Below are 26,168 nucleotides of genomic sequence, written 5' to 3'. Positions count from 1 at the left end.
TGGAAAACCGAACCCTATGGACTTACCCAGTAGTCGCTCGAGACTCCTGACAGCCAATCACGTATCGACTGATTGATACCCGGGCGCACCCGCTTGCCCGGGTGGAGTGCGCCATGACCGAAGTAGAAGCCGCGAAAAAGTCGCAAGAGAGCCTTCAGGACCGCCTGGCGCAGGTCGTGGAGCTGCTCCATCGACACAAGTTCGCCGAAGACCTGGCACAGCGCCAGGAAGGCGATGGCCCCGACCGGACGTTCATCGACGACCTGGACCAGCGGCAGAACCTCGCCGAACTGCAGCTGCGCCTGGACGAGCTGCACCCCGCCGACGTCGCCCACATCCTCGAAGCCTTGCCGCTCGACGACCGCCTCACCGTCTGGCAGATGGTCCGGGCCGACCGTGACGGCGACATCCTGCTCGAGGTCTCCGACGCCGTCCGCGAGACCCTCATTGCGGACATGGACGACCACGAACTGCTGGCCGCCGCCCGCGAGATGGACGCCGACGAGCTCGCCGACCTGGCGCCCGAGCTGCCGCGCGACGTGGTCCACGAACTCATGGAGTCGCTCGACGCGCAGCAGCGCGAGCGGGTGCGTTCGGCGCTGTCCTACGAGGAGGATCAGGTCGGCGCGCTGATGGACTTCGAGATGGTCACCATCCGCGACGACGTCAGCCTCGAGGTGGTCCTGCGTTACCTGCGCCGGCTGAAGGAGCTGCCCGGGCACACCGACAAGCTGTTCGTGGTCGATTACGACGGCGTCCTCAAGGGCGTCCTGCCGATCAAGCGGCTGCTGGTCAACGACCCGGACAAGCAGGTCGCCGAGGTCATGGCCAACGACCCGGTGGCCTTTCATCCCGACGAGAATGCCTATGACGCGGCGCAGGCGTTCGAGCGCTACGATCTGGTGTCCTCGCCGGTGGTCGACAAGAACGGCAAGCTGATCGGCCGTTTGACCATCGACCAGATGGTCGACCTCATTCGCGAGGAAAGCGAAAGCGAAGTGCTGAACATGGCCGGTCTGCGCGAAGAGGAAGACATCTTCGCCTCGGTCTGGAAATCGGTCGGCAACCGCTGGGCCTGGCTGGCCATCAACCTCGTCACCGCCTTCATCGCCTCGCGTGTGATCGGCCTGTTCGAAGGCTCCATCGAGCGGCTGGTGGCGCTGGCCGCGCTAATGCCGATCGTCGCCGGCATCGGCGGCAACTCGGGCAACCAGACCATCACCATGATCGTGCGGGCCATGGCGCTCGACCAGGTCGGCACCAACAACACCGCACGGCTGTTGCGCAAGGAACTGGGCGTGTCCCTGATCAACGGGCTGGTCTGGGGCGGGGTGATCGGCGGCGTGGCCTGGTTCCTCTACGACAGCTGGTCGCTCGGAGTGGTCATGACCGCGGCGATGACGCTCAACCTGCTGCTCGCGGCGCTGATGGGCGTGCTGATCCCGATGACGCTGGCTCGCCTGGGCCGGGACCCGGCGATGGGGGCGAGCGTGATGATCACGGCCATGACCGACAGCGGTGGGTTCTTCATCTTCCTCGGGCTGGCCTCGCTCTTCCTTCTGTGAGTTTGTGGCGGGGGCGACATCCAGGCCTTTGCCAGCCCTGCCGTTTCCCGCTAGTGCTCCCCGGTTTGCCTAGGGCCCGCCTGCCGACGCACAAGCGCGGCAGGGTCGCGCTGGCTGGAGCGAGGGGTGCGCCCTCGGGAGTAGGGTGGATAACGCCGCGTAGCGGCTTGTCCACGAGAGGACAGCGCTGTTCACTCAGGCGATGGCGCTTAAGCTTCGGGCGGGCCTGTGGTCCCCATTCGCCGCGAGAGCACGCAATCCACAAGGACGTCGTGAATGCCGCAAGCCCGTCGGGAACGGGCGCGGCCTCCCACGGGGAGGGTAGGCAGCGCTGCCTTCGTGGGAGGCCGACCTCGGGGCGAACTTGCCGGGGGGCAAGCGTCGAGGGGTGAGGGGTGGGTGCTCGGGAAGGGCAGAAGCTTCAGGTATAGCCGAGCCAGCGTCTCTCGTATCACGGAGAGACGCTGGCTACGAAAAACGCCCCGGAAGTTGGGGCGTTTTCATTGGGCTCGTCTGCGGTTCGCTCAGCTCGCTTCCGCTTCGGCTGCCATTTCGGCATCGTGCGCGATCAACGCGATCAGGGCGTTCTGCTGGCGGCGACTGAGCTGGCGGAACCGCTGCAGAAGCTCGCGTTCGTGCAGCGAAAGCTCAGGGCTGTCCAGACGCATGCTCAGGTCGTCGTCGAGCGCGCCCTCCTGAAACAGGCTCTGCTCAAGGCGGGCGATGATTTCCGAGTTCATGCTGCGATGGTGGTTGCGCGCAACATCGGCGATGCGCTCGCGCATGCCTTCGGGTAGGCGAACAACGAACTTGTCAGCCGTGCGGCTGGAATAAACTGCCTGCTTCATAGGGCGCATACTTAAACCGGTTAGTCAGAGGGGAGCGATGCTGGCACTGCTGCTATTGTCACCGGTCTGACAACTCGCAGCACTAACTGTTCCCAGTTAAGCAAAAAAACGATGGCGAGCAACAGAACGCTGGCGCCAATTATGCGACGAAAAAAGAAAGAGTAAAGGCCTAATGCCATTACGGTCTTCACCCCGTGACCGTATTGGCATTGTCCTTGTGAGGGGATGGTCGCTCGACCCAGCCCTGATGAGCCGAGCGGACATTCCGCAGGCGCGCCTCAGCGCAGCACGGGGTCGAACTTGAAGCGGCGACCGACCAGCAGCGCGAAGAAGAAGCCGGTCCCGAACAGACAGGCTGCGCCCTTGGTCAGGGTGACTTCGAGGCCGGATTCGACCGGTCCGGTGAAGGCGAGCAAACCGCTCATGAGCGTCAATGCTAGGAAAGACCAGGCCATTCTGGACATCGCATCACTCCTTTTTCAGCTGCCGGCTGGCAGGATCAGAACACCCAGCGCTGGGTCGAGGCGGGACGGTACGCTTCGGTTTCGCTGGTCGTCAGAACGCGCGCCTTGGGGCGTGCATCATGCTGGATAAGCCTGGCGTCATTGCGCGCGGACTGCGTGGCGATTTCCCGGTCGAGGGGCTGCAGGGCCGCGGTGGCAGCCAGCAGGGCTGCACTGACTAGCAATACTGAACTCGGCATGGGCGTCTCCATCGCTCAAAATTACGCAACTGAGGAAGAAGATTGCAGGCTGCATGCCAAGCTTTTTGCTATAAAAAAGCTAGTAAAATCAATATGTTATAAAACATGGCCAGGCGCCATCTCTTGCGTAATGCAAGATGGCGCCTCGGGAGCATTGCACTTTGCAATGTGGTGGGTGTGGGCGAGGGAGGAAGGGCGTTGCGAAGCGCGGGCATGACAAACCGGATACTTGTCGCTAACATGCGGCCCCGGTCGATGTCCCAGTAGCTCAATTGGATAGAGCGTCCCCCTCCTAAGGGGAAGGTTGCAGGTTCAATTCCTGCCTGGGACACCAGTGTTTGCAGGCGCTCCAGCGATTCGGCTCTGACGGCGGTAAAGAGCGTGACAGCAGGCTGACAGCGAATGAAACGAGCCTCGATGCTCCTGTGACTGCCTCAGCCCCCTTCCGTTCAGTGGCCGGCGTGCCGTCCGTCAGGCTTTGCTCGGCAAGCTGTCGCAAATCTCGAGCACGGTCGTAGTCGAGCGGTCGGCGTGCCTTGCGGCAGCCCGAACGCCCAGGCCGGCTGACAGCAATTCCTTCACGCGCTTGTGCAGATCGGCATTCACCGGACGTCCCTTGTAGCAGCCCTCAGCCTTCGCCTTCTTAATGCCCTGCGCCTGACGCTCACTGCGCTGCTCGTAGTCCTTGCGAGCGCTGTGCTTTAGCTAATACGAAAGCGGAGGCGTAACGGCGGGACCTAGGCAGGTGCGGTCGGGCTGAAGCGTTTCAGTAAATAACCTGAACCTAAAATGTTACGCGTCTGCTCTTCCCTGCTGTCAGGTAAGCGTGAGCGTGTGTCAGGCTAGATCATCGGCTTGTCGATCTTCGCGATAGGTGTGCCCCAGGGAATAGACATCCCAGCGAGGTGCCGCCGCCGCAACCGCGCTGGCTGCGAATCAAATTCCTGGATCCGAGGTATTTCGCCAGGGCAGCAGGCGAGTGTCCTTGCTGTGGCCTATGCTGGGTGGAAGCCTCCAAGGGGGGGGAGCCATGACAGAAGCCCACATTCGATATCCTTGCCGTCATCATGTTCGCGGGCTTGGGCTGGGGCATCCTCTTCACGAAGAAGAAGTGAGGCAAAGGAAAGGCCCCGCATGACGGCGGGGCCCTTTTGTCGTCCTGGTGTTTTTTCCTAGTGCTCCTGCTCCGCGCTCCGCACGGTCATCCGACGGCCTTCTAGGCCCGGCGCCACTCCCACTGCGGCATACGGTCGATGTTGGGCATAGCGCCTCCGTGCACTCAAAACGTAATCCGATGAGCAAGCCTTTGGCTTATTGCCCCATGATTTGCTTGTAGCGCTGCTGGTATTCCTCGTAGCTGAGACCCGTTTGGCTCTGAAGCTGCAGTAGTTGCTGCTGTTTCCACTGCTCAGGGGTCAGCAGCGCTGGGCCTGAAGCCACCGCGCTGGTGGCCGAAGGGGTTTTAGCGGCAGCGATGGCTGGCCGAGGAGCATTGATGTCGCCCACGCACTGATATTTCATGACGACTTGGCCAGCGATACAGGTGCTGAATCCGTTACGTTGATAGCAATTCGTTGTCTGGCCTCCGAACGGCTCCGCCTTCTCGTAACCCCACACGGCGCATTTCTGCTTCGCAATCAATTGCGCTTGTTGATGGTTTATCACCGGCTGCTCGAACTGCGCGAAGTCATACGCCATATCGACCGTACCGTCAGCTCGGCTGCCACCCATAGCGTAGAAGTCCTTCTTAACCGCGCAGCCGGCCAGAGTGATGCTGGCGAGAGCTGCTACGGCGGCGCGGGTGACCAAGCGGTGAGTCCGGTTCATCTCGGAACCTCCTTGTGGGTATGTTGGCGGGGCAGCACTGGAAGTGTGATGTGATCTTGCCACTATGGCCCCTTTAGCTCCAGCCCCTGCTGCAGGAGAAGTGGGAAACCCCGGTCTTGTTATGGGGAAACCCGCTAACTAGTCCGAGGTTTCGGAACTAATGCGAGTCGGCGGCTTTGGTTCGACTCGGCCGTCCTGAATTCCTGGGAATTCGAACTGCTTCCCAACCGGCGGGCAGGCTCTAATCTTCTCGGTTCAGGCCCAGAAAATTTCTGAGGCCGCTCTCCAGGTTGCTTCCAAGGCGGCCAAACATGGTCATCGGCTGGCGAAGCCCTTACAATTCGCGCGCTCAACAGCGGCGTTTTGCCAGCTTATTTTTCGCGGATAATCATCTGTCATGCCCCAGCCCCACAGCCGCCTCGAACGTCTTTGCGTGGCCGCCACGCTCTTTGTCCTGTTCTGGCTGCCCTTGCCGCTTGGCAGCAATCGCGATTGGGCCGTCGGACTGCTGATACTGCTCGTGGGTGGATTGGGCGTGCTCTGGGCGCTGGTTCGGCTCGCAGATAGCGAGGCTCAAGTCAGGCAAGCTGAAACGCTGAGGGCTGGTCTGCCATTGCTTGGGCTACTCCTGCTTGCGCAAAGCTGGGTGGCATTGCAGTGGTTTGCCGGGCTGAGCGTCGACAACGGTGCAACGTTTAGCTATCTGATGCTGGGGTTGGCTTATAGTCTGCTTTTCTTGGTCGTTATCAGCCTTTTCCACACCCGAAAGCGTCTTAACTTACTGCTCGCCACGCTCGTAGTGAGCGGTACGTTACAGGCCTTTTGGGGCGCCCTCATGACGCTTTCCGGTGTTGAGTGGCTGCTGGTCGGCCCCAAGACCAGCTACCTCGGCGTAGCTACCGGCACCTTCGTCAACCGGAACCACTTGGCTGGCTATCTCGAGATGACGCTCGCCTGTGGCATCGGCTTGCTAATGGCTCTGCGTGACAGCCGCCCCTTCAGCTGGGTAAATCTTCTCGAACTGCTCATGGGGCCCAAGGCGCGGTTGCGGCTTGCGCTCGTGGTCATGGTCATCGCATTGGTAATGACCCGCTCACGGATGGGCAACACCGCTTTCTTTGTCAGTCTGCTGATGGTTGGTGGATTGTTCGTGCTGATGGATAAGGCGCACCGGCTGCGCAACAGCCTGATCCTGGCAAGCTTGGTGCTCATCGATGTGCTGGTAATCAGCCAGTATTTCGGGCTCGAGCGATTGAAGGATCGCCTGCTGAACACCCGTTTGACCGACGTGGTCGTCGAAGGGGAGGTGGTCCAGCAGGCTAACGAGGTCCGCGACGATGTGTTCGCGTACACACTACCCCTGCTCAAGGAACGACCGTTGGTTGGACAAGGTGCAGGTAGCTTCGAAGCGGTATTCCCTAAGTACGCCGGCGAAGATATCCGATTGCATTTCGATCATGCACACAACGATTACATCCAGTTCGCCGTCGAGTTTGGGCTATGGGGGACTCTTCCCCTGGCCGTCTTTGTGCTGCTCGGCTTATGGCATGCGCTGCGAGCGCTCTGGCGGCGGGATTCTATCTACCGAAGCGGCGTCGGTTTCGGTGCTGCCATGGGAATCATTGCGCTGTTGATCCACTCCAGTACCGACTTCAACCTGCAGATCCCCGCCAACGCCGCCACTCTCGTGGTCCTGTGCGCGATCGCTGTGCTTGCCGGCAGCCATGCCAGGGAGCGTGCCCATAAAGGGCGGGGAAGCAGAAGGGATAGGCTCGGACTGTCCCCGCTGAGCGCCACGCTGGGCTAAATCACACCCCTCGGTACTCTCATGGCCCGCATGCCAGTCGCCTTCGATGACATGACGGATTTCGTGGTACAGGCAGTACGGGTAAAGATCCCGCAGGATCTCGACAACGCAAACGCCATTGGCACAGCGGGTCATCCCATACGCTTCGGTGCCTGGCTTATAGTCGATCTTGTCGACGAGTTTTACATGAATCAGCACTTGCTCGTGGGTTATCGGCAGCGCCGAGGGTTCGCTGGCGCAACCTGCCAGCAATGACACTAAGCTGCCTACAAGGGCAGCCGAAAATACCTGAGCAAAGCGTGAAGAGCGCGCTAGAACGGCGTTCGGAAAAGGTTCGTGCGGGTCCCCAAGTCCAGCCAAAATACCGCTCCTCATCGCAAGAGCGGACATCAGACAGCTTTCCTTGAATCCCGCCGTGTATGGCTATGGACCGAAGCGGTTATCGAACGTTTTCAGCGAAACGGTGCAAGTGACGAACGGTACGTGACAGCCCTCGGACGAACTGACTAAGGCACGCTCGCCCCCAGGTCAGGCCTCCCACAAAAGCAGGGTCGCCCACCCGCCCGTGGGAGGCGCGCCCTCGTGGGGACTGCAGGCTACACAGGCCTGCCGAAGTCAAAGGCAGCTGCCCGCGCCATCACCGCTCAGGCAAGCTCGCCCCGAGGTAGTGCTTTCAAAAGCAGCATTGCCCGGCGGTCTGTGGGAGGCGCGCCCTCGCGGCGATGCAGGCCGCAGGCCCGAGCCGTCATCATTGAGGTGAACAACATCCGGTCAGACCGGGCTCTCGACCCTTTCATCCACAGCGGAAAGGGGCCTACCGCGCCGAGCCCAGCGGTCATACAAGCGACGCCCTACGCTCAAGCAGACGCAACCCACCGCCACCCCCAGCGTGTTGGCCACCATATCGGCAACCGAGGCGTCGCGGTGTGGCTGATAACCCTGAGCGAGTTCGATCATGATTGCAGCGGCCAAGCACAGGGCAACGGTCCAAAGCAGCCGCAACGACGGGAACGCCAGCCGCACGCTGAACGCCAATGCCGCGAACCCCAGCAAATGGTGCAGCTTGTCCTGCTGGTCGAATACTTGGGGCACAGGTTCCGGTTTAAGCCCAGTGAAGAGGATTATCGCCAGTACGGCGAGAAAGGGGATGATTCGAAGAGACTGCATGGAGGGACCGTCTGCGGAGGAAAAAGAGTGATACTGATGCCGCGACGGCACCTGTGCATAAGGCAGCCATGCCAAGCTCGCTATGGTCGAGGCATGATGAACGCCGCGCTAGATGACGAACAGGCAACCGACAAGTTCGACCAGCCGAACGTTCCGCCTTGAAGCTGCCTTAACATCACGCTGGGCTCGATGAACCCAAGCCAACGTCACCAAGTCGACGAAGACGTACCGAATACGGGGGGAGACCACTCCGCTTTCCGACACCTTGCTTACGTCTTAGCCGCGCTGGGGAACCTAGCGACAGGTGCGTATTACCCAACCGCCCTGATTGACGTGCCTGACGGGGCCTGGGGCAACGTGGTATTGGCTTCTCCCTGGGGGGGAGCGCTCGTATACCCGTCAGGATTGCTGAGCTGCCAGCGCCAGGCATCACGCATCATTGCATCAAGGCCACGCTTTGCTTGCCAGCCAAGTTCTTTGGCGGCTTTGCTCGGATCCGCCCAGCACTGAGCGATATCGCCAGGGCGGCGCGGTGCAACTCGGTATGGTACGGCTCGGCCCGAGGCTTGCTCGAAGGCCTGGATCATCTGCAGCACGCTATAGCCTGTTCCGGTTCCCAGGTTCCAAACGTGCAAGCCTGCATCGGAGGTGATGCGTTGCAGCGCTTTCAGATGCCCCTCAGCCAAGTCGACTACATGGATATAGTCGCGTATTCCGGTGCCATCTGGCGTCGCATAATCGTTGCCAAATACGGTTAGCTGGCGGAGCTTGCCCACCGCTACTTGGCTGATGTATGGCAGCAGGTTATTCGGTATTCCGTTGGGTGCCTCTCCGATCAGCCCGCTCTCATGGGCGCCGACCGGGTTGAAATAGCGCAGGAGCGCGATGCTCCAGCGCGGGTCGGAAGCCGCTACGTCGCGCAATACTTCCTCGAACATGAGCTTAGAGCGGCCATAAGGATTGGTCGGTTGGCCAGTGGGAAAATCTTCAGCGATGGGCATCCGCTCCGGTTCGCCATATACGGTGGCCGAAGAACTGAATACCAGGCGGAACACCCCCGCACGAGCCATGGCCTGGCATAACGAAAGGCTGCCGGCCACATTGTTCTGGTAGTAAGCCAATGGCTCGCGCACGCTCTCACCAACCGCCTTGAGCCCGGCGAAGTGCAGCACGGCACTGATAGGGTAGCTGGCGAACAGCAGATCGAGCAGCGCCACATCGCGAATGTCCCCACGAGCGAAAGCCGGCATTCTGCCGCAGATATGCGCAATGCGCTCGAGGGATTCAACCGAGCTGTTGCTGAGGTTATCGAGCACCACCACGTCATAGCCAGCTTCGAGCAGGGCCAGGGTGGTGTGCGAGCCGATATAGCCGGCGCCGCCTGTTATCAAAATCGTTTCAGTCAAGAGTGCGTCCTTACAAAAATACAAGTGGTGCCCTGAGGCGCCACGAAACACCAAAGCTCGCTTATGGCTCGATGGGCCAGGCAATCGCCTCAATAAGCGTTTTTATTAACGAATCCCTTGAATACGGTGAGCAAGATGATTTTCAGGTCAAGCATGAGCGACCAGTTTTCGATATACCAAAGATCGCATTCGATACGCTTCTCCAAGTCCGTATCGCCACGCCAGCCGTTGATCTGCGCCCAGCCGGTAATGCCGGCTTTCATTAAATGCTTCTGCATATAGCCTGGGATTTCGTGCTTGAAGCGCTCAACGAATATCGTGCGCTCTGGGCGCGGCCCAACGATGGACATGTTTCCCTTCAATACGTTGATGAACTGCGGTAGCTCATCCAGGCTGGTACGACGAATGAAGGCGCCAAAACGGGTGGTCTGCTTTTGCTGCGCGCCGCCCCAGGTTACGCCGCTCTTTTCAGAGTCCACTGGCATGGAGCGAAACTTGAGCATATCGAACGGCTTGCCATTCCAGCTGACTCGCTCCTGCCGATAAAAAATCGGCCCAGGAGATGACAGCTTCACACCGATGGCAACGATTAACAGAATTGGAGAAATTGCTACCAGAATCAGAGCCGCAATCAAGCGATCTTCCACCGCCTTGAGGAAATGAGCACTGCCACTGATCGGCGAGCAGCTCATATCCAACAGATAGAGATTGGCGACGTGAGAGATGTTGTGGTTGATCAGGCGGAAGTCGCGCATATCGGGCATGAACCGCACGTTCGCCGCAGTAACGCCAAGGTCGGCGATGGTCTGCTTGACACGCTCGCCTTCCGCCAGTGGCAGGCAGATCCACACCTCGTCACTGTGAATATCGTGGACACGGGCAGCTGAATAGGGAAGCCAATTTAGCTTTTGTCCTGCCAGTTCCTTTGCGGAGTCATCTCCCATCAAATAGACGGCACCGATATCGAAGCCTGCCGTTGGCTCGCGTTGCAAATGATGGACGGCTCTTGCACAGGAACGAGCATCCCCGATGAGCACAACCTGTCGGCGGTTTCGACCGAGCATCCGATAGCGTTTGAGCAACGGATAAACCGCAGCTCGTGCCGAGAGAGAAATAAGGAAAGCAACGGTGAACGAGACCACCAGCCACACACGGGAGAACGCTTCAGACAGGCCGGTGAGAAACAGCAGGCTAGTGCAAATCAGGCCAACAATCGCATAGCCCGTCAGCAGCTTGAACAGCAGCGGGCTAAGCACCCGGCCTCGCCAAGTGTTGTAGATGCCCAGAGCGGGCAGCACGATTGCTACCAGCAGCGCGCCAACCGTCGTACCCCAAGCATATAACGGCGACATGGCTGCCTGTTTTAAATACGCGCCATGAACCACATAGGCGGCGAGTGCGGTCGCACCTACATCGGTCAACTGCGCCAGCCTGCTGCTTAGCCATCCATACTTATGCGACAGGCTTCTGCTTCGTCTAAATGTGAGTTCCATTGTGCCTCCAAGCATTAACTCCGGAATGGCGCTAGTTTGCGAGCTAAGATCACGGCGAACTGCCAATAGGCAGTGGCCTTGCTGGTACTGATAGGCCTAGTAGCGATAGCAAAGCGTTGCATTTGAAGCGTGACACCTAACATTGAAGTTTCGCAAGCGCGTTTAGCTATTAATTTATGATTTTTAAATAGAGGAAGTGCCGTGTTTATTGGTTGGTGGCTAGGAGTTAATCAATTCATCCATATCCTTGAGATAACGGTCAAGATTGAACCGTTTCTTCGCTAGGGATAATGCTCTGTCTGAAATTTCTTCCGAATATGCTGGGGATTCAAGACAAGCTCTGATTAAATTTGCCGCCTCCTCAGAAGTTTCGAATAACCAGCCGGTTTTCCCATTCTCGACGACATCTATATTGCCTGGGCAGTTTGAAGCAATTACTGGGAGCCCAGCAAAGTTAGCTTCAATGACAGAAACAGGCATCCCCTCCCAGAGTGAAGTTGAAAGATAAAGGCGCGCGTTTTCAAGCAATTCCCAAATCTCAGCTTTGCTTCTCCAGCCCGTAACGATTACGCCCGATAATTCAAGCTTCCGACGAGCTTGGAAGTCTCCATCCCCAACCCAGATAAACGTAGTCTCGGGATGCGTACCGTGTACTAGGTGAGCAATTTCGGAAAATCTGTATGGCCCTTTTTGAGGGCGAATTTGTCCGACAGTAATAATACTATTTTTTCTTTCTTTTACCGGTGTGATGGCGGCCCCTGACGCAAAGTCAAGTGCGTTCTCAACGAGATGGCAAATGCGGAACGGGATGAATTCATGTATCGCTGTCTGCTCGCTTTTCGAACAGGCGATGTAGTCGGATTTTTTAAGTGAGCCTATCCACTCAAGTAAAACAAATAAAGCTTTCTTAATGCTCCCAATATCTTTCCGCATAAAAGATATACAGTGCGGGATATAGAGAAAACCGGTGTCCTTCAGGAGGAATAATGCGGATATTCGGCCTAGGAAGCCGGCAAAAGACGAGTGTAAAAATACTTTGTTTGGTCGAATGCTCTTCAAGATTTTACGTATTTTCGGAATACTTTGTAGCTTTTCAAAGTGAGAATTCATTTGCACTTGATAAAGCTTTATTTTGGGATCGAATAAATATAGGAAATCTTTCGGAGATTCAGGGCGGATAGAATAAATCATATGGACATCATGGCCCGCTCGAGATTGAGCGTTAGCCAGCAGGGCTGCCATCGACAGAGTTCCTGTCGCCGTCGCTTCAATTATGTGGGTTAATTTCATTGAGGGATTTCAAATTGATAACTCAGGGTTATTTATGCCTAATGTCTCTATTGCGCTCGGCCTAGTAAAAACCAAGAGAGCCATAAGTATGAAGAGCGTTGCGTAAATCGTATTTTTTATAAAGGGCGATAGTTTTAGATTCAATATGATTAGAGAGATGCTAATAGGAGTCATGAATATTAACCACGTCATATATCGCTCTGAGATGTCTTGGTTTTGTATTGAGAAAAAGATTAGTGAAATAAACATCAGCTGGATTTTAACTATCTTGGCATATCTATCACATATGGCGATCTTTGTGATAATTAGAATTATATATATGCATACGCATAGCCAGAAGTTCATGGTTTTCCATACAGCGCTAATGTGGGAAATATAGCTTCCCCTTAAATAAAGATCTGTTTTTTGAGTTAGCCACTGGAAACCTGTTAATTCTACAGCCATGCCCACCGAAGGGCCAATGAGGGGCGAGCATGCTAGCGCAATCGTGGGGACCGCAATGTAATATCGAATGTGGTTTGGAATATTGATAAAGGCCGGGCTTAATAAAATTATTGTTGCAGACCAGTGGAAGGAAATCGCTAATAAAGAAAAAACTAAAAATCTGAAAAATTGCCTTTGATAGCTGTAATGGAATGCAATCAGGCCCAAGGGTATTGAATAAACTTGGCGCATCGCGTTGCCGCTGTACACCGCGAAAAAAGTCATAAAAACCAGGGCAAATATCAAGGGCGAAATATTTGTGTTTTGCGCTAGTTTTTTATATGAAAAAAAGGCGAGGCTCGTGACTACAAGAAAATTAATAATAAGCCAGCCGCGAATTTCGAAAAAATACTTTATGAATGCTTGTGTTGGCCAAAAGAATATCTCGGTACCATAATTTGCGTCTGCTGTGGCAGTGAGCGGTGATGATATTTGATTAAAGGAACTTATGTAAGTTACAGTATCGCCACCCGAATTAAAGGGACGCAACGCAATAAAATAATAACCTAGGATTATTGGGGGTAGGCTGAAGAATACGGTTTTGTAATACTTTGTCGACCTGTCGTTGGTAAGTACCGATTTGTTCCTATGGAGTAGGATGCAAAAGATCCAGCTGGTTATAATGTATATGTATATTAATACGGTGCCGTTCATACACTTTTGGCTTCATTTGTTTGCAGTTGGAGTTGCTTTTCTAAGCTTAACAATGATCGCTCTTCTAAAGTACTTAATTAAGGAAAAGGCTACGGATTTGGTTAGTTGGGTTATTTTTATTTCTTTATCTTTGTATAGCCGAAAGAAGGTGTCTATTTCGCCTTTCTCAAGCTCCCACAGATTTCCGCTTAGACCGCTAGCTCCATATTCCGCTTTATATAAATATGCCATTGGATAATCAATGAAATATCCCTTGCGGCCAGATAGAATGGTTTTTAACCATAAATGATAGTCTTCAGAATATCTTTTCCCTTCGATCATGCGGAAATCAAGATCGTTTCTTACCATGACGGTGGGTGTTTGGAATATATTTTTTAGTAACAGGTGTGCCGGCTTCACCTCTTTCCATTGAGGAGGGTTTAGAATGGGGCTGATTGAGTGAGCTTTGGTGCCCCCGAGCACTTCGCACTTATGGCCGGTTAACGAAACAGACGGATTTGCTCTCATCCAGGAGAGTTGCACCTCAATTTTTTGCGGGTGCCAGCTATCGTCTGCATCTAGAAAAGCAACATAGTGTTGGGTTGAAGCATTCCAGCCGGCGTTGCGTGCCGAACCCGGACCTGAATTTGTGCCCAATGTAATTATTTTGATCCAGCCCGGTGGATAGCTTGCTTGAAGCTCGTAAAGATTGCTCAATGTTTCGTCAGGACTACAATCGTCGACTAGAATGACTTCGTGTGGCCTGATTGTTTGTACATAGACAGAAGATACAGCTCTATCTATTGTTTCAGAGCAGCAGTAACAGGGAATTACTACGCTTACCTCTCCAAGCTCTTTATCCACCTTTCCTTTCTCCGCCGGTGAAAGTTGTTCACAGCGCATTTCGTTTGGCCCATGGCGCTTTAGTAAAATTTAGCGCAGAGGCTTGTTCATACTTGGAAGTTGATAAAGTAGAGTAGTGCGCCCCTCCTAAGATGTTAGCTAAGGCGTCTGTCAATCCAAAGTCGTCTCCTTTCTCCGGGGCGAGGCGTGCTATATCGGGAGCACCAATCTCATATAGAAAATCGGTGCATTTCGGATGATATTCAAATAAGCAAAATGGTACATTGAGCAGAAATGCGCTAATTGCACCATGCAGCCGGACACTAATATAGGCGTCAAATGTTGAGATAAGATTCCACGTTCCTAATACACCCATGGACGAATAGCAGATCATCTCGCATTCGATTGCGAAAGAATTTAACTCGGACATTGCATAGTTGCATAGTGAATTATCACCCAAAGTGGGGTGATAATTTAAATTTAATACAATTACTTTCATCTGCATAGTGGTGCTGGCAGCTTTAACGGCCGAAATAAAAGCGTCGCAATAGTGCCTGGCTAACTCCGGTCTTCGATCAAGAAAGCAAGGAGAAAATCCAATTATCTTCTTATCGCTGGTAAGTTTAAAGGCTGCAGTAGGTGGCAGTGGATAGATTGTTTTCATTACACCTGCTAGATCTCCGGCGAGTACCACGCGGGCATCTAAATTGAAGCTTTCTGCAATTTCATATGAGACTTTGTCTCTTAGTGAAATATATTCGAAGCTCCTTAGCATGGTCCTTATTTTCTTTTCCGATTCCATGCTGTCAAAAGGTCCTAATGAAACACCAACTGCTGAAATCGCTAGTTGCTCTGAGTGTCGAGAGACAACAAAGTCTCTGAGTCCTGATGGCATAGAAGAAAAAACGGAGCCCCCGGCAAATACATATTTTTCAGCTTCTTTGAGGCTGCGCATTAAAAAACCAAGACGAGAAAGCTTTCCGGCATAGCTTTGAGAGGAATAGACTGTCTTGGGAAACCAGCCCGGAATAAAAAAGTCATTCTCTATGCCATCAAGGCGAGGACACAGAAGGCGCACGTTAAAATCAGTCCAGTAGTGGGCAGAAGCGCCAGCTACAGTTACGCCGAATAAGTCATCGCCAAAATTACCCATACCATAGTAGCCGCCGGCGACTAATTCTCGTTTCATGCTTTGTTACCAATTACAGAGCCTTTGAAAACAACCGCTTTGGCGATAATGAAGAAGGCGATTGATAAAGATAATTCCGTGCACAAATAGACAATCGCTGCACCTTGAATGCCGTGCCGCTGTATTACAGCAAAGCTTGCTAATACAGAAGCGGCGGAGATGCATCCCATAACCAGGTTTTTCAGCTTTATTGTTGTTGTTTTTGTTAAGGCAGCTGAAAACCCGGATGCCAGAAATCTTATTGGGATTGCTACAGCAAGTATGTTTAATACTGGAATAGCGCTTATGTATTCTTGGCCAAATAGGAGAGGGATTAGATATGGGCTAGCTAACCATAGGAGCAGCATTGAGCAGACCCCAATCATAAGCATGACTAACGATGCGGTGCGCAATATTTCACGAGTCAGTGTTATATTTTCGTTTTCCCAGCGGTGGAACTTAGGTAGAAAAAATTTTTGATACACGGCGGCGGGGAAAAGATAGATGGCGGCAATTATCATAAAGGCTGAACTAAAAATTCCTGCAGCATGTTGTCCGGATATATGTTCCAAGATAATAATCGATGCCTGGAAGTAGGAGAGATAAATTATTCCGGTTAACCCAAATTTCCAAGACTCTTTTGCTACGTCCGTTGCGGAAGGGTGCGAAAGTTTAGAAAAACTATTTTCCGCTGCTTTTTCGTGATCAATAAAAAGAAACTCGTTTCGGTTTTTCTGTTTTAGAAAGCGGATGCTCAAAGCTAGGGATGAAATTGAAACGATGGCATAGGCGAGGGCGGCATCCGTTGTGCTAAAGCTAGAAGCAAAAATAAAAGCTAAGACGCATATAAAAAGGAAGCGGGCAGCATGAGGAACTAATTGCCAGGCTACTAAAGCAGCGTAGCGTCCTTGTATTTGTAGCAGGCTCCCCACTAATTCAATACCAATAATGCCAAATATATGAAGGGCAAGAATTGCCCCTAAATAAGCATCCTTCTTCGAATTTATGGTTCCTAAGCAGAGTAGGATGACAAAAATAAGCAAGGTGGTGAATCTTACGAGCCGGAGGCTCCCTTTCAACCACCGCGTGCCCTTTGACCCTTCTTCTCCGAAGGCTCTCAACCAGAAAAGTTGTACCCCAAATCCAGCCAATGGCGAAAGCATGGTTACCGCAGCTAGACTTGCAGCAAAAGCACCGAACTGCTCTGCTCCGACGCTCCGAGCTAGAACCATTTGCGCAAGGAAATTAAAGCCAGCTCCTAGGATCGAGCCGATCCATAAAAATGAGATGGTTTTTACTGTCTTGATGCCGGTCATTAGAGGGTTGCTATTTTTCTAACATTTTTTGATTGTAGACTTCGAACCTAACAGTTCTAACGCGTAAAAGCTGAGTTTATGCTAAGTCCTAGTGCAGGCGATATGGGCTGTGTATGTGGCGAAGCTATTGACTTAACGTTAGTTAGCCTTCTCTATGCCTAAATCGAGCGGTTGAGGTAGCGGGCGCTACCAGGCGCCAGATTCTAAGTGCGTCAGCGGACAAATCTTGCGAGCGGCTTTTAATTGGTCATCTAGGCTGGTGCATAGCAACTTGCTTAACCCAGTGTGCTGAGCGATGTTGTAATAATTTTTCGCTTCGCTATTACTGTACGCCACGGTGCGATGGGCGGCTTTGAGCGTTGCTTGGCGCTGGGGCTGGTTCAGTTGCGGCCAGGCGGTAAAGCCGATTTCAGCCAGCTCGCGGTTGATGCCGATGCGCCAGGGGCCCAGTTCGGCGGCGTTTTTCATCGCCTGATGGAACTCGGCATCGAATTCGAGGAGGTAGAGCTTGGCGTGGGCCAGGCGCACCCAGGAGTCTGGCCAGGTCGGGCGGGCGGTTGTGGCTTCGCGGTAGGCGTTCAGCGCGGCGCGTCGGGAAGCTTGTGCTGCAGCTGCGCCGTACGGCTGCCGGTACTGCTGCCAACTGAAAACGAGGCCCAGGCGGTCGGCGTATTCACCGTTGGCCACCGGATAGAGCGTAATGGCGCGTTGTGCGGCGCCTTCAGCTATGCGCCAGGCGCGTGCGCTGGGCTCCTGGGCCTCGTGTTCCCAGCTCTCAATAAAGGCTTCGGCCTGGTAGCTGGCGAGACCGGCAAGCGCCATGCGCCCTCCGGTTATTGCTAGGCCGATGGCAACCAGCAAGACCGAGAGAGTTGGCAGTTCGCGGGTGACTGTGGTCACGTTTTGCGATTCGGCGCGCGAATGGGAGCGCGCCCGGCGCTTGCGCCGGACGGGAGTCTGGTCGGTCATTGGAAGTGGTACTGCGCGATTTCCCAGGGGGTGTGTTTCACCAGGGCTTCGGCCTGGTGCTCACCTACGATCCGGGCGGCATGTTGCATGCCTTCGGTCATTTTAGGCGGGCGGTGCACGAGGTTGTGAGCGTCGCTGGCGAGGATGGCGACCACCCCCTGTTCCAGCAAGGCATGGGCAAGCGATTGCGCGGCCGGGCCGAAGCTGCCTGCAACGGAGGCTGCGGTCACTTGCAGCAGGCAGCCCTGTTCGAGGAAGGGCTTGAGGCGACTGGGTGTGCGCATGAGGCCCTTGTTGCGCTCCGGGTGGGCGATCATCGGTGTGATGTTGTGTTGCAGCAGCCATTGGGTGAGGCGTTCGGCGCCGAAGGGAATTTCCCCATGGGGGAATTCCAGCAGCAGCACCTTGTTGCCTTGCCATTCGCCGAGAAAGGGGATGGCGTTCTGGTTAATGCCGACCATCAATTCCATGCCGAAGCGCACCTCGGCCGCTGCTGCGACTTTGAGCGCAATGCCGTGCCGCTGTAGGCCCGCTTCGAATTCCGCCTTGGCCGCGCTGATGCTGGCCGGGGTGTTGTCGTAGCGGCCAGGATGGATATGCGGGGTGCAGACAAGGTGTGTGAAGCCGTCCTGCACGGCCGCACGGGCCAGTGCCAGCGCGGTTTCGAGATCGGGGGCGCCGTCGTCGATGCCGGGGAGCAGGTGATTGTGTAGGTCGATCATGTGTTGCTCGGTGGGCGTTGCCGATTGCAAAGGCATGGATTCCCGGCGGGGGAAATACATTCGTTTGCAATGAGTGGTAGCGGGTGGCAACCGCCTGCAGGTCTGGCAGGTCTCGCGGCCTGCAATCGCCGCGAGCGCGCTCCTCCCACAGGGTTCGGTTTTGTCCGGCTGCTTTTGTCGGAGGCCCGCCCGCGGGCGAAGCTTGTAAGGGCGGGCTCTTCCTTCAGCTTCAGGCTGGCTTGGCGTTGCTGTAGCCGTAGTAGTCGTAGTAGCCGCCATAGCTGTAGCCGTAGCGCTTGGCCTTCTTGATGTCGACCTGGTTGAGGACGACGCCCTTGACCGGCGCGTTGTTCTGCAGCAGTTGGCCGACACCTTTTTCCACCAGCGGAATATGGGTGGAGGCGGACTTGACCACGTACAGCAGCGAGTCGGCGAAGGTGGACAGCACGACTGCATCGCTCACAGCCTGGGTCGGTGGCGAGTCGATGATGACGCGGTCGTATTTGCTCTTCAGCACGTCCACCGCCTTGGCAAAGCGTGGCGAGGAGAGCAGTTCCAGCGGGTTCGGCGGTACGGTGCCGGCGCAAATCATGTCGATGCCATCGACTCGCTGGATGCATTCCTCGAGCTTCGCGGTGCCGGCGATGAGGTTCGCCAGGCCGGGCGTACCCACCGGGAACTGGAAGCTCTTGGCCAGTGTCGGCCGACGCAGGTCGGCGTCGATCAACAGCACGCGTTCCATCTGCCCGAGGGCGAAGGCCAGGTTGGCTGAAACCGTACTCTTGCCCTCACCGGGGATGGATGAGGTGATGACCATAACCTTGTGCGGGTAGTCGATGCCCGAGAGCACCACACCCGTACGGATGGTCCGGATCGACTCGGAGAAGCTCTTGTCCTTGTCGCTGTTGAACATGCGAGCCAGCTCGCCGCGCTCGTTTGCCTTCTTGACCTGCGGCAGGATGCCGAGGACCGGAATGTTCAGCCGATTTTCGACCTCTTCGGTGCTCTTGAAGGTGTTGTTCAGGGCTTCGAGCAGCAGGGTCAGACCTACGCCGGCGAACAGGGCGAGCAGGGCGGCGATGGCGACGATGAGCGCCTTCTTTGGCTTGACCGGCTCGGTGGGTACGGTGGCCGGGTCGACCACGCGGGCGTTGGCGCTTTCCAGGTCCGAGGTGGCGGCGGTTTCCTTCAGGCGGGTCATGAAGGTGTCGTACAGCGCGCGGTTGCCATCGACTTCGCGTTGCAGTTCGCGTAGCTGAAATTCTTTGCGCGAGATGTCTTGGATTTGCGACTTGTTGGCGTTGAACGACGCCTGCAAAGAGTTCTCGTTGGCAATGGCCAATTGATAATTGCGTTCGATACCGGCGACGATCTGCTCCACCTGGCCCCGCAGGCTGGCAGACGCAGCGCTCAGATCCGATTGCGCGGCGGTCATGGAGGGGTGGCGCGGCCCGTAGCGCTTGGACAGCTCCTCGACCTTCGCCTGCGCCTTGGCCTGCTCGGCCTTGAATTGCTGAATCAGCGGGTGACCGAGCACGGCGGGAATGGTCGCCAGGCGTTCCCAGCCACCATTGCGCATGGCCTGGACCTGGCGATACTGGCTTTCGGCTTCTGCCCGCTGGCGGCGGGCATCGATCATGCGGTCGCCGGTCAGCGAGAGTTCCGCGGCACTGATGGTGGCCACGCCGTCCACGTCGACCAGGTTCTCGGCCTCACGGAACGCCTGGAGGCGGTCTTCGGAATCCTTGAGCTTGGTGCGCAGTTCACCCAGGCGACTGTTCATCCAGTTGGTAGCCGTCATCGACATTTCCATCGTGGCTTCCAGCTGGCTTTCGATGAAGCCGTTGGCCAAGGCGTTTGCCGCAATGGCTGCGGTATTGGCATCGGCCATTTCCACCTGCACCTGGACCAGCTGGCTCTTGCCCTGGGGCGCAACGGTGACGCGCTCCATGAAGTCGCGGGTGACCTGGTCAAAAATCTCGGCCTCGGTGAGCGCTTGCGGGTCTTCCAGGTCGCCCGGCAGGGTCGCAGGCACTACCTTGCGGAAATCCAAGGTGGCTAGCAGCCCGCGGATGTCGATCAGCGGTTCCGGCTGCTGGCGCGGGTCGAACTCGGGGTGGGTGGTCAGGTTGAGCTGGCGTACCACGCGCTCGGCCAGCGCCCGAGATTTGAGCAGCTCGAACTGGGTTTGCAGGTATTCGCTCCCTGCGCCATCCAGGCCATAGACCTGTTCGATGGAGACGACCTTGGCTCCTTTCTGCTCGATCAGCAGGGTCGCCGCCGCGCGATAGATCGGCGTGATCGCCAGTACGGCCAGAATCGCCACCATGGTGACAACCATTACCAGAGAAATGATGCCCCACTTGCGGTACCAGATCGTCTGCCACAGCTTGAGCAGGTCGATCTCGTCGTCGTCATCGTCCTGGCGTTGGGCAATCAGATTGCGCTCGGCGATTTGGCTAGTACTTTCCATGCTTGGAATAACTCTGAAAAAGGTAAGGCGTGTCGTAACGGGCGGTGCGAATGGCCGCTGGCTGCGACATGTCAGAAGAAGCCCTGATCGATGGTGATGGTGTCGCCGGGCATGACCTGGCTATCCAGCGTGGCGGTCTGGGGGCTGCGGCTGGGGTCGCTGTCACGGATGACGGTGATTCGCTTGACCGAAGCTCGCTCTGTGAGGCCACCAGCGAGCGCAACCGCGCGGCGTAACGTCAGCCCGGGTTGGAACGGGTAGCCGCCTGGCTCTTTCACTTCGCCGCTGATGAAGAATTCACGGTATTGGAGGACGCTGACCGATACGCGCGGGTCGATCAGGTAGTCACCCTTGAGCTGGTTGACGATCATCTGTTCGATTTCTGCCGCAGTTTTGCCCTTGGCGCGCAACTCCCCGATGAAGGGATACGAGAACGTGCCAGCGTCGGTGAGGCGAAGTTCTTCGAAGCTGAGATCCGGCTCGCCGAACACGTTGATACGGATCACGTCACCGGAGGCCAGCCTGTAGGTGGAATTGCCTTCGGCGTGTGCGACGCTGCTGTGAATCAACATGCCAAGAATCAGGCTGAAAAAGATGCGGATGACCATGTGGTTGGGTTGCTCTTTCATTTCACGAATAACGAAAAGGGACCACAAGCCGGACGAATCATAGCGAGCCGGCCTGCGGTCCTCTTTGTTCTATCTACGGCGAGATCAGAGGCTAGCGGTGACGCTGATCATGTAGATGTTGCGCTCATAGCTTTGGCCGGCGTAGGTGGAATCGTTTTCGGCGTACTTGTAGCCGACGCCGATATCCAGCCAGCGACGCATTTCATAGCTCAGGCCGATGCCAAAGGTGTTGATTTCGTCATCGCGCTCGTAGTCCTGATACTCCTGGTCGGTGTAGGTGTAGCTCACGTTGGAGGACAGGCGATCCAGCCACTCATGCTCCCAGCTCAGGGTGGTGCTCATGGACTGGATGGCGGAGGCGCCATCGTCGCCTTCGTCGAGTGCGCGGCGGGTCTGCAGCTTGAAGGTGGAGTAGGTGCGTGGCATCCACTTCAGGCCGACTTCCCACATCGAGCCGCTGTTGTCGTCCAGGCTGGAATTATCGAAACGCTTCTTCTCGGCACCGAGCTTTATGGTACCGCTGGTCTTGGCGGTCGCATCCCAGGTCACACCGCCGAGCAGGGCGATGTTGTTGCTGTTGAGGCGGGTGTTGCTGACGTAGTCGTAGTCGGTGTGGCGCCCCTCAACCAGCAAGCGGGTTTTTGGCGCAACTCGGTAATACACCGTACTGCTAAGTGCTGTGGTATCGCGCTCCTTGTCAGCGTTGAGGTTGTCGCTGTTCTGGTAGCGCAATTCTTCGTAGCTGGCGCCGAAATCGAGCTGAGTGCGGGCGGTCTGCGCGCCGAAGCTGTACACGCCGCCGACCTTGGCGGTGCTGTACCGGTCGTTTTCCATCTGGCGGCGAGCCTCGGTGCTTTCCGCGGCGGTGTCTTCGACCTTGTGGTAACCAGCCTCGAGCTTGAGCCGGTTGCGGGAATTGAATTCATACGCGGCATCACCGGTCAGGTGGTGATCGGTGTTGTCGTCGTCCCGGCTGGAATGAAAGATGTCGCTGGCCGCGGAGTAGGCCAGCTGATAGGCGCTTTTCCGGCCTTCCGCTTCCAGCATGAACGTCGGAGTGATGGCGGTGATCCAAGAGGACTCTTCATGACTCTCGACCGCGCGGAAGTTGTCGTCGTAACGCTCGCTGACTTGCAACGTGGGCGTGAATGTCAGCCCGTCGTAGACCTTGATGCTTTGGGGCTCGAGAGCCCAGGCATTGGCGCAGGCAGCCGAAATGACGACTGCCAGTGAACTTGTTTGGAATTTCGTGTTCATAGAGACCTAATGTTCTTGACCCGTAGCGTTGGCGGCAGGCTGACAAAAACCAAAACGACACCGGCGCTTTCGCGCCAGCATCGAATCGGCTCGGCTTGATGGGAGCCGATTAATTTGGGCTGGCAGTGCTGCTGCCGCCACCACCGCTGCCACTCGGTACGCTGGACGCGACGGTACTCATGCGGCTGGAAGTGGCTGCCGAGGCGACGCCGGGAGCAGTGCTGGTCGCAGCACTGATGGCGGCAGCCTGAGCTGGCGCGGCGGCTACCGCGGCGCTGGTAATGGCGGCAACTTGGGTGGGAGCAGCAGCCACGGCGGCAGAAGTGATCGCAACGGCCAGGGTCGGGTTGGCAGCCACGGCCGCGGCGACAATGCTTGCGGCGGCCTCCGGGTTGGCAGCAACGATGCTGGCGATGGCTGCGGCAAGGGCCTCGCCCTCAGCGGTGGCAACGACCTGGGCTTGAGCTTCGGTCAGCGCAACGCCTGCACTCTGAAGGGCGCTCAGTGTCGCCTGGTCGGCAAAGGCGTGACCGGAGGCCAGGGCAAGCGCCAGAGTCAGGCCGGAAAGGGTTTTATGCATAGCAAACATCCTCGTTTGTGTGGCTGTGGAATCCTGTCCCTCTACGCAGTGAGAAGCAGGGAGGGGAGTGTTGTTTTTTTGCTCTGTTGTGCTGCACGGCAGGCCTGAGCAGGCCGTATCTGCTACTCGCGCGAAATGATTGCTGAACGCGCCCGATTACTGATTGGTCGGCCGAAAACCCTGTCCAGGCACGCTACCGCCCCAGGATTTAACGTTTTTTTCCTGAAAACGCTGCGGGGTGAGGCCTGTTGGCAACAGGGAACCGTCGCTGCACTTCGAAAGTGCTTGGAGGTGTAAGGCGAGGGGATTTCTCAGAGAGTCCAGGCTTGTGCAACCTTTGGAGGGGTATGAGCTGGAAAACTGCCATCCTTGTGCTCGCGATCATTGGTGCTCTAGCGGGTTCAGGCTACGAGCGGCTAACTCCTTTTGATATCACCTTGTCATTATAAGGACGCGCTTTTCGTGACGTCGACAACTTGGACGTAATAAGTCGTAGCCTTTCGTCGGTATCTCAGCGTCAAATTTTTGTGATCCCGCGTAGTGGCATACGGATTTGGTGCTCTCGCTGGAGGATGTTGAGCAGCAGTACAACGCGCTCCTGGCCATCCATTGCAAGGAAAATCGCCTCGACTTCTGCGAATGCCCCACCCTTGATGCGCACTTTCTCACCGGCGTTCAGCGGCGCTTCGGCCGTGTAGGTCTGCTCGTGCTGCCGGAGTTTCTCGATCAAATCGGCAGAGATCGGTGTGGGTTGGCCGCCGAAGCTGACGATGCGCGATACGCCTCGGGTTGAGCGCAACGGCGCCCAGTTTTCCGTTTGGCTTAGTTGGATGAATACGTAGCCGGGAAAAAGCGAGCCTGAGATGATCTGCCGCTTACCGCGCAATACCACTTCCTGCTTGTATTTGGGGCGATAGCAGAAATAGCCTTGACGCCGCAGGTGTTCTTCCGCCCGCTCGTCCTGACGTGGCTTGCATTGAACGAGATACCAGGCGTGCGCCTGTTTTTCCTTCCCTGAACTCACGAGGCGTCCTTTTGCTCGACTGTCTGCGACTACAGCCTCCGCTTCAGTGTCAAACGTGTGTCAAAAGATGTAATTTTGCCACTACTCGCATCGCGGGGCTACCAGGGTAGCCCTCACGGATATGGGCGGTGTGTCAGAACCCCGGCCATTGGCAGATGGATCATCTAGTGCGGTAGCAGATGCCGTGATGGCGATGCTGTAACGGCCGTTGCGTTAGCAGTAGGGATGAGCTCCCTTCTGCATCTGCAAGGCCGAAACAGGCAGGGCAGTATCATATGTATCGGTCCTCCATTGCCATCCGTCGCGCCTCTCGTTGTAGCTGATAGACCAAGCGCTCGATCTGGCGCTGAAGTAGCCCATTCATTTGGTGGAAACGAATGCCGCAAAAAGTGCTGTCGCTCCGCTCCTCATAGCGCGCATGGCGCAATTCGATGGCGGTCTCGACGCGGCCGATCGGCAGCTGGGCCACGAAGTGCTCGTACACCTCCCCCGGTTGCAGGCCGTGTACACGGTTGCCGGGCAGGCACAGCTTGCAACCGGTGGCCGACAGATCCACGACCTTGCCTTCAAGTGGCTGCGATAGCTGCTTGCCGGCGAGCGTGGCGAATACCGTTGGTCCTGTCAGTGTGGCCCGGTACGCGTTGCGTCTCTGGTGGTAGACCAGTTCGGTGGGTAACTCAGTGCGATAGCTGCGGATGCCATCGAGCTCGTCAATTCGAGCGGTGCGCACTTCCCAGGCGATACGCGCGCCTTCGTAGAAGCCTTCAATACTGAAGGGCTCTCCGGCGTGGAGCAGGCGTTCACCGTCGGTAGGAATGAGTTCGTCGAGGACAAGGCTGCCGCCTGCCCGATCGAGTTCCACCACGAAGCTCTGAAACCGCTGGCTGCGGTCGGCAAAACGGATGATCAGCGGGATATGGTTTTCCAGAAGCGGGCGTAGATTCGCCAGGACTTCCAGCGGTGCCGTGAGCACGCGCGGGGGCTGCGGGCCTTCTTCTTCCAGGAAGGGATTGGACACGTCGACTCTCTCCAGCAACAACTCGCCATCATGTCAAAATGATGGCTATCCTAACACTCAGGCCTGACTGAGTGGCCGGTTCGACGACCCTCTGAGTGCTCCGCCGCGTCTGTCATAGAGATCCGGAATATCCTGGCTGCCTCTGAGGATGCCGAGCGTGTGGCTAACGGCGACTTGATTCGCTCGGATAATACGTCCGTTGCGCTGGTTGGCCGTATGGCAGTCCTTCAGGCGTGCCTCAAGTGCATCGGCCTCGGCCAGGATGCATTCCCTGTCCGGGCGATCGGCGAACAGGCTCGAGAGCCCGTCGCGCGTGGCCGGCAAGCGTTTGCCGGCAAGCAATTTGGTGCGCTGGTTGCCGTGTTGCGCGAGCACGGCCAGAAGGGGCTGCTTCTGCCCGAGGATCTGCTCCAGGCGCGGAAGGTCGCGCTGGCTCAGTGCCTCGAATTCCTGTTCGGCAAGCTCCAGCAACTGGCCTGCCAGATTCAGGTCCTGCTGGAGTTGCGGAAGAAGCTCGTCGTCATGCATGGCTGTCTCTTGCGATGGTGGTCGATTGGAACGATCAGCGCTGGGATTCGAAGGTGGTCAGCTTGGCGGCCACTCGTTTGCTGTCCACCTGGTAGGTACCATCGGCGATCGCCTGCTTGATGCGGGCCACCTTTTCCTGATCGACCGAAGGAAGATCACGAAGCTTCTCGCTGACCTGCTTTAGCTGCTGGGCTTCAGCGCTGAGCTGCACGGATTCGCCGGCGCCGGCCGGCGCATTCTGCTTGCCGGCTGCAGCTTCGGCAGGCGCCGAGCGATCCGTCTTGCCGGCGGGCTCGAGCGGCTGAACGTTGCCGGTACGGCCATTTGCCGCCGGAGCATTGTTCGGTCGGTTGAAGTCGATAACCATTTTGCGGAACCTCGAAAAATCTGGTGCTTGCCAGTAATTCGGCATCTCGCGC

24 protein-coding genes, 1 tRNA gene and 1 pseudogene are annotated in these 26,168 nt (G+C 56.4%); 3 read left to right on the top strand and 23 right to left on the bottom strand.

Annotated features, from left to right (window positions below):
* Window positions 1-113 precede the first annotated feature (113 nt).
* Window positions 114-1,565, top strand: a complete 1,452-nt coding sequence (gene mgtE, locus H610_RS0116690; protein WP_028240745.1) for a magnesium transporter — start codon at window positions 114-116, stop codon at window positions 1,563-1,565.
* Window positions 1,566-2,089: 524 nt separating this feature from the next.
* Here mgtE and H610_RS0116685 read toward each other — a convergent pair.
* From H610_RS0116685 to H610_RS0116675, 3 genes are all read right to left on the bottom strand, one after another.
* Entirely contained in the window at window positions 2,090-2,422 is a 333-nt protein-coding gene (locus H610_RS0116685) for an Arc family DNA-binding protein (RefSeq protein WP_028240744.1), read from the bottom strand.
* Between the two features lie 269 nt (window positions 2,423-2,691).
* The gene (locus H610_RS0116680; protein WP_028240743.1) at window positions 2,692-2,877 is read right to left on the bottom strand and encodes a PA3371 family protein; all 186 of its coding nucleotides are present in this window, start codon (window positions 2,875-2,877) and stop codon (window positions 2,692-2,694) included.
* 35 nt (window positions 2,878-2,912) lie between these two features.
* Window positions 2,913-3,116: a hypothetical protein gene (locus H610_RS0116675; RefSeq protein ID WP_028240742.1), complete on the bottom strand. Its 204-nt coding sequence runs from the start codon at window positions 3,114-3,116 to the stop codon at window positions 2,913-2,915.
* Between the two features lie 257 nt (window positions 3,117-3,373).
* Between H610_RS0116675 and H610_RS0116670 the strand changes: the two genes are divergently transcribed.
* Window positions 3,374-3,450 (top strand) — tRNA-Arg (locus H610_RS0116670).
* A gap of 137 nt (window positions 3,451-3,587) precedes the next feature.
* On the opposite strand, the pseudogene H610_RS26030 reads toward H610_RS0116670, so the two are convergent.
* Together H610_RS26030 and yecR are read right to left on the bottom strand one after the other, a co-directional pair.
* A pseudogene (locus H610_RS26030) lies at window positions 3,588-3,809 on the bottom strand (recombinase family protein); the annotation flags it as partial.
* 618 nt (window positions 3,810-4,427) lie between these two features.
* Window positions 4,428-4,943, bottom strand: a complete 516-nt coding sequence (gene yecR, locus H610_RS0116665) for a YecR family lipoprotein (RefSeq protein ID WP_028240741.1) — start codon at window positions 4,941-4,943, stop codon at window positions 4,428-4,430.
* A 397-nt stretch (window positions 4,944-5,340) separates the two neighbouring features.
* Between yecR and H610_RS24090 the strand changes: the two genes are divergently transcribed.
* Window positions 5,341-6,750: an O-antigen ligase family protein gene (locus tag H610_RS24090; RefSeq protein ID WP_051231827.1), complete on the top strand. Its 1,410-nt coding sequence runs from the start codon at window positions 5,341-5,343 to the stop codon at window positions 6,748-6,750.
* A gap of 771 nt (window positions 6,751-7,521) precedes the next feature.
* On the opposite strand, the gene H610_RS0116650 is transcribed toward H610_RS24090, so the two are convergent.
* The 18 genes from H610_RS0116650 to flgM all read right to left on the bottom strand — a co-directional run bounded on the left by H610_RS0116650 (window position 7,522) and on the right by flgM (window position 26,116).
* The gene (locus H610_RS0116650; RefSeq protein ID WP_236614319.1) at window positions 7,522-7,968 is read right to left on the bottom strand and encodes a VanZ family protein; all 447 of its coding nucleotides are present in this window, start codon (window positions 7,966-7,968) and stop codon (window positions 7,522-7,524) included.
* Between the two features lie 260 nt (window positions 7,969-8,228).
* Window positions 8,229-9,323 (bottom strand): UDP-glucose 4-epimerase GalE, encoded by a 1,095-nt coding sequence (gene galE, locus H610_RS24085; protein ID WP_152529120.1) that lies wholly within the window; start codon window positions 9,321-9,323, stop codon window positions 8,229-8,231.
* A gap of 89 nt (window positions 9,324-9,412) precedes the next feature.
* Window positions 9,413-10,816 (bottom strand): undecaprenyl-phosphate glucose phosphotransferase, encoded by a 1,404-nt coding sequence (locus tag H610_RS25085; protein WP_084166486.1) that lies wholly within the window; start codon window positions 10,814-10,816, stop codon window positions 9,413-9,415.
* 219 nt (window positions 10,817-11,035) lie between these two features.
* Complete coding sequence (locus tag H610_RS24080) at window positions 11,036-12,106, bottom strand: glycosyltransferase (protein WP_043238846.1); 1,071 nt, start codon at window positions 12,104-12,106, stop codon at window positions 11,036-11,038.
* Window positions 12,107-12,115: 9 nt separating this feature from the next.
* Window positions 12,116-13,243, bottom strand: coding sequence for an EpsG family protein (locus H610_RS26160; RefSeq protein WP_084166485.1), 1,128 nt, complete (start codon window positions 13,241-13,243; stop codon window positions 12,116-12,118).
* Between the two features lie 12 nt (window positions 13,244-13,255).
* Window positions 13,256-14,086: a glycosyltransferase family 2 protein gene (locus H610_RS25075; RefSeq protein WP_161630478.1), complete on the bottom strand. Its 831-nt coding sequence runs from the start codon at window positions 14,084-14,086 to the stop codon at window positions 13,256-13,258.
* A 28-nt stretch (window positions 14,087-14,114) separates the two neighbouring features.
* Window positions 14,115-15,254 (bottom strand): polysaccharide pyruvyl transferase family protein, encoded by a 1,140-nt coding sequence (locus H610_RS25070; RefSeq protein ID WP_084166483.1) that lies wholly within the window; start codon window positions 15,252-15,254, stop codon window positions 14,115-14,117.
* On the bottom strand, window positions 15,251-16,549 hold the full coding sequence (locus H610_RS25065; protein ID WP_084166482.1) for an oligosaccharide flippase family protein: 1,299 nt from the start codon (window positions 16,547-16,549) through the stop codon (window positions 15,251-15,253). The genes H610_RS25070 and H610_RS25065 overlap by 4 nt, the downstream gene beginning before the upstream one ends.
* A 186-nt stretch (window positions 16,550-16,735) precedes the next feature.
* A complete protein-coding gene (locus H610_RS0116635) occupies window positions 16,736-17,518 on the bottom strand; it encodes a hypothetical protein (protein ID WP_152529118.1) in 783 nt (260 codons plus the stop codon).
* Window positions 17,515-18,240 carry a tyrosine-protein phosphatase gene (locus H610_RS0116630; RefSeq protein WP_028240736.1) on the bottom strand — a complete coding sequence of 242 codons (726 nt, stop codon included), beginning with the start codon at window positions 18,238-18,240 and terminating at the stop codon, window positions 17,515-17,517. Before H610_RS0116630 ends, H610_RS0116635 begins: the two co-directional genes overlap by 4 nt.
* Before the next feature lie 229 nt (window positions 18,241-18,469).
* Window positions 18,470-20,713: a GumC family protein gene (locus tag H610_RS0116625; protein WP_043238843.1), complete on the bottom strand. Its 2,244-nt coding sequence runs from the start codon at window positions 20,711-20,713 to the stop codon at window positions 18,470-18,472.
* 71 nt (window positions 20,714-20,784) lie between these two features.
* The gene (locus tag H610_RS0116620) at window positions 20,785-21,321 is read right to left on the bottom strand and encodes a polysaccharide biosynthesis/export family protein (RefSeq protein ID WP_028240734.1); all 537 of its coding nucleotides are present in this window, start codon (window positions 21,319-21,321) and stop codon (window positions 20,785-20,787) included.
* Between the two features lie 105 nt (window positions 21,322-21,426).
* Window positions 21,427-22,599 carry an outer membrane beta-barrel protein gene (locus H610_RS0116615; RefSeq protein WP_201768375.1) on the bottom strand — a complete coding sequence of 391 codons (1,173 nt, stop codon included), beginning with the start codon at window positions 22,597-22,599 and terminating at the stop codon, window positions 21,427-21,429.
* A 109-nt stretch (window positions 22,600-22,708) separates the two neighbouring features.
* Window positions 22,709-23,179: a hypothetical protein gene (locus H610_RS0116610; RefSeq protein ID WP_028240732.1), complete on the bottom strand. Its 471-nt coding sequence runs from the start codon at window positions 23,177-23,179 to the stop codon at window positions 22,709-22,711.
* Between the two features lie 517 nt (window positions 23,180-23,696).
* On the bottom strand, window positions 23,697-24,203 hold the full coding sequence (gene rfaH, locus H610_RS0116605) for a transcription/translation regulatory transformer protein RfaH (protein WP_028240731.1): 507 nt from the start codon (window positions 24,201-24,203) through the stop codon (window positions 23,697-23,699).
* A 271-nt stretch (window positions 24,204-24,474) separates the two neighbouring features.
* Window positions 24,475-25,221 carry a flagellar brake protein gene (locus H610_RS0116600; protein ID WP_043238879.1) on the bottom strand — a complete coding sequence of 249 codons (747 nt, stop codon included), beginning with the start codon at window positions 25,219-25,221 and terminating at the stop codon, window positions 24,475-24,477.
* Window positions 25,222-25,278: 57 nt separating this feature from the next.
* On the bottom strand, window positions 25,279-25,749 hold the full coding sequence (locus H610_RS0116595) for a flagella synthesis protein FlgN (RefSeq protein ID WP_028240729.1): 471 nt from the start codon (window positions 25,747-25,749) through the stop codon (window positions 25,279-25,281).
* A gap of 34 nt (window positions 25,750-25,783) precedes the next feature.
* On the bottom strand, window positions 25,784-26,116 hold the full coding sequence (gene flgM / locus H610_RS0116590; protein ID WP_028240728.1) for a flagellar biosynthesis anti-sigma factor FlgM: 333 nt from the start codon (window positions 26,114-26,116) through the stop codon (window positions 25,784-25,786).
* Window positions 26,117-26,168 lie beyond the last annotated feature (52 nt).

This window comes from Stutzerimonas azotifigens DSM 17556 (genome assembly GCF_000425625.1).
Classification (GTDB): Bacteria; Pseudomonadota; Gammaproteobacteria; order Pseudomonadales; family Pseudomonadaceae; genus Stutzerimonas; species Stutzerimonas azotifigens.
The sequence above is the reverse complement of the archived record's forward strand: the minus strand, read 5'-3'. Positions and strand labels throughout refer to the sequence as shown.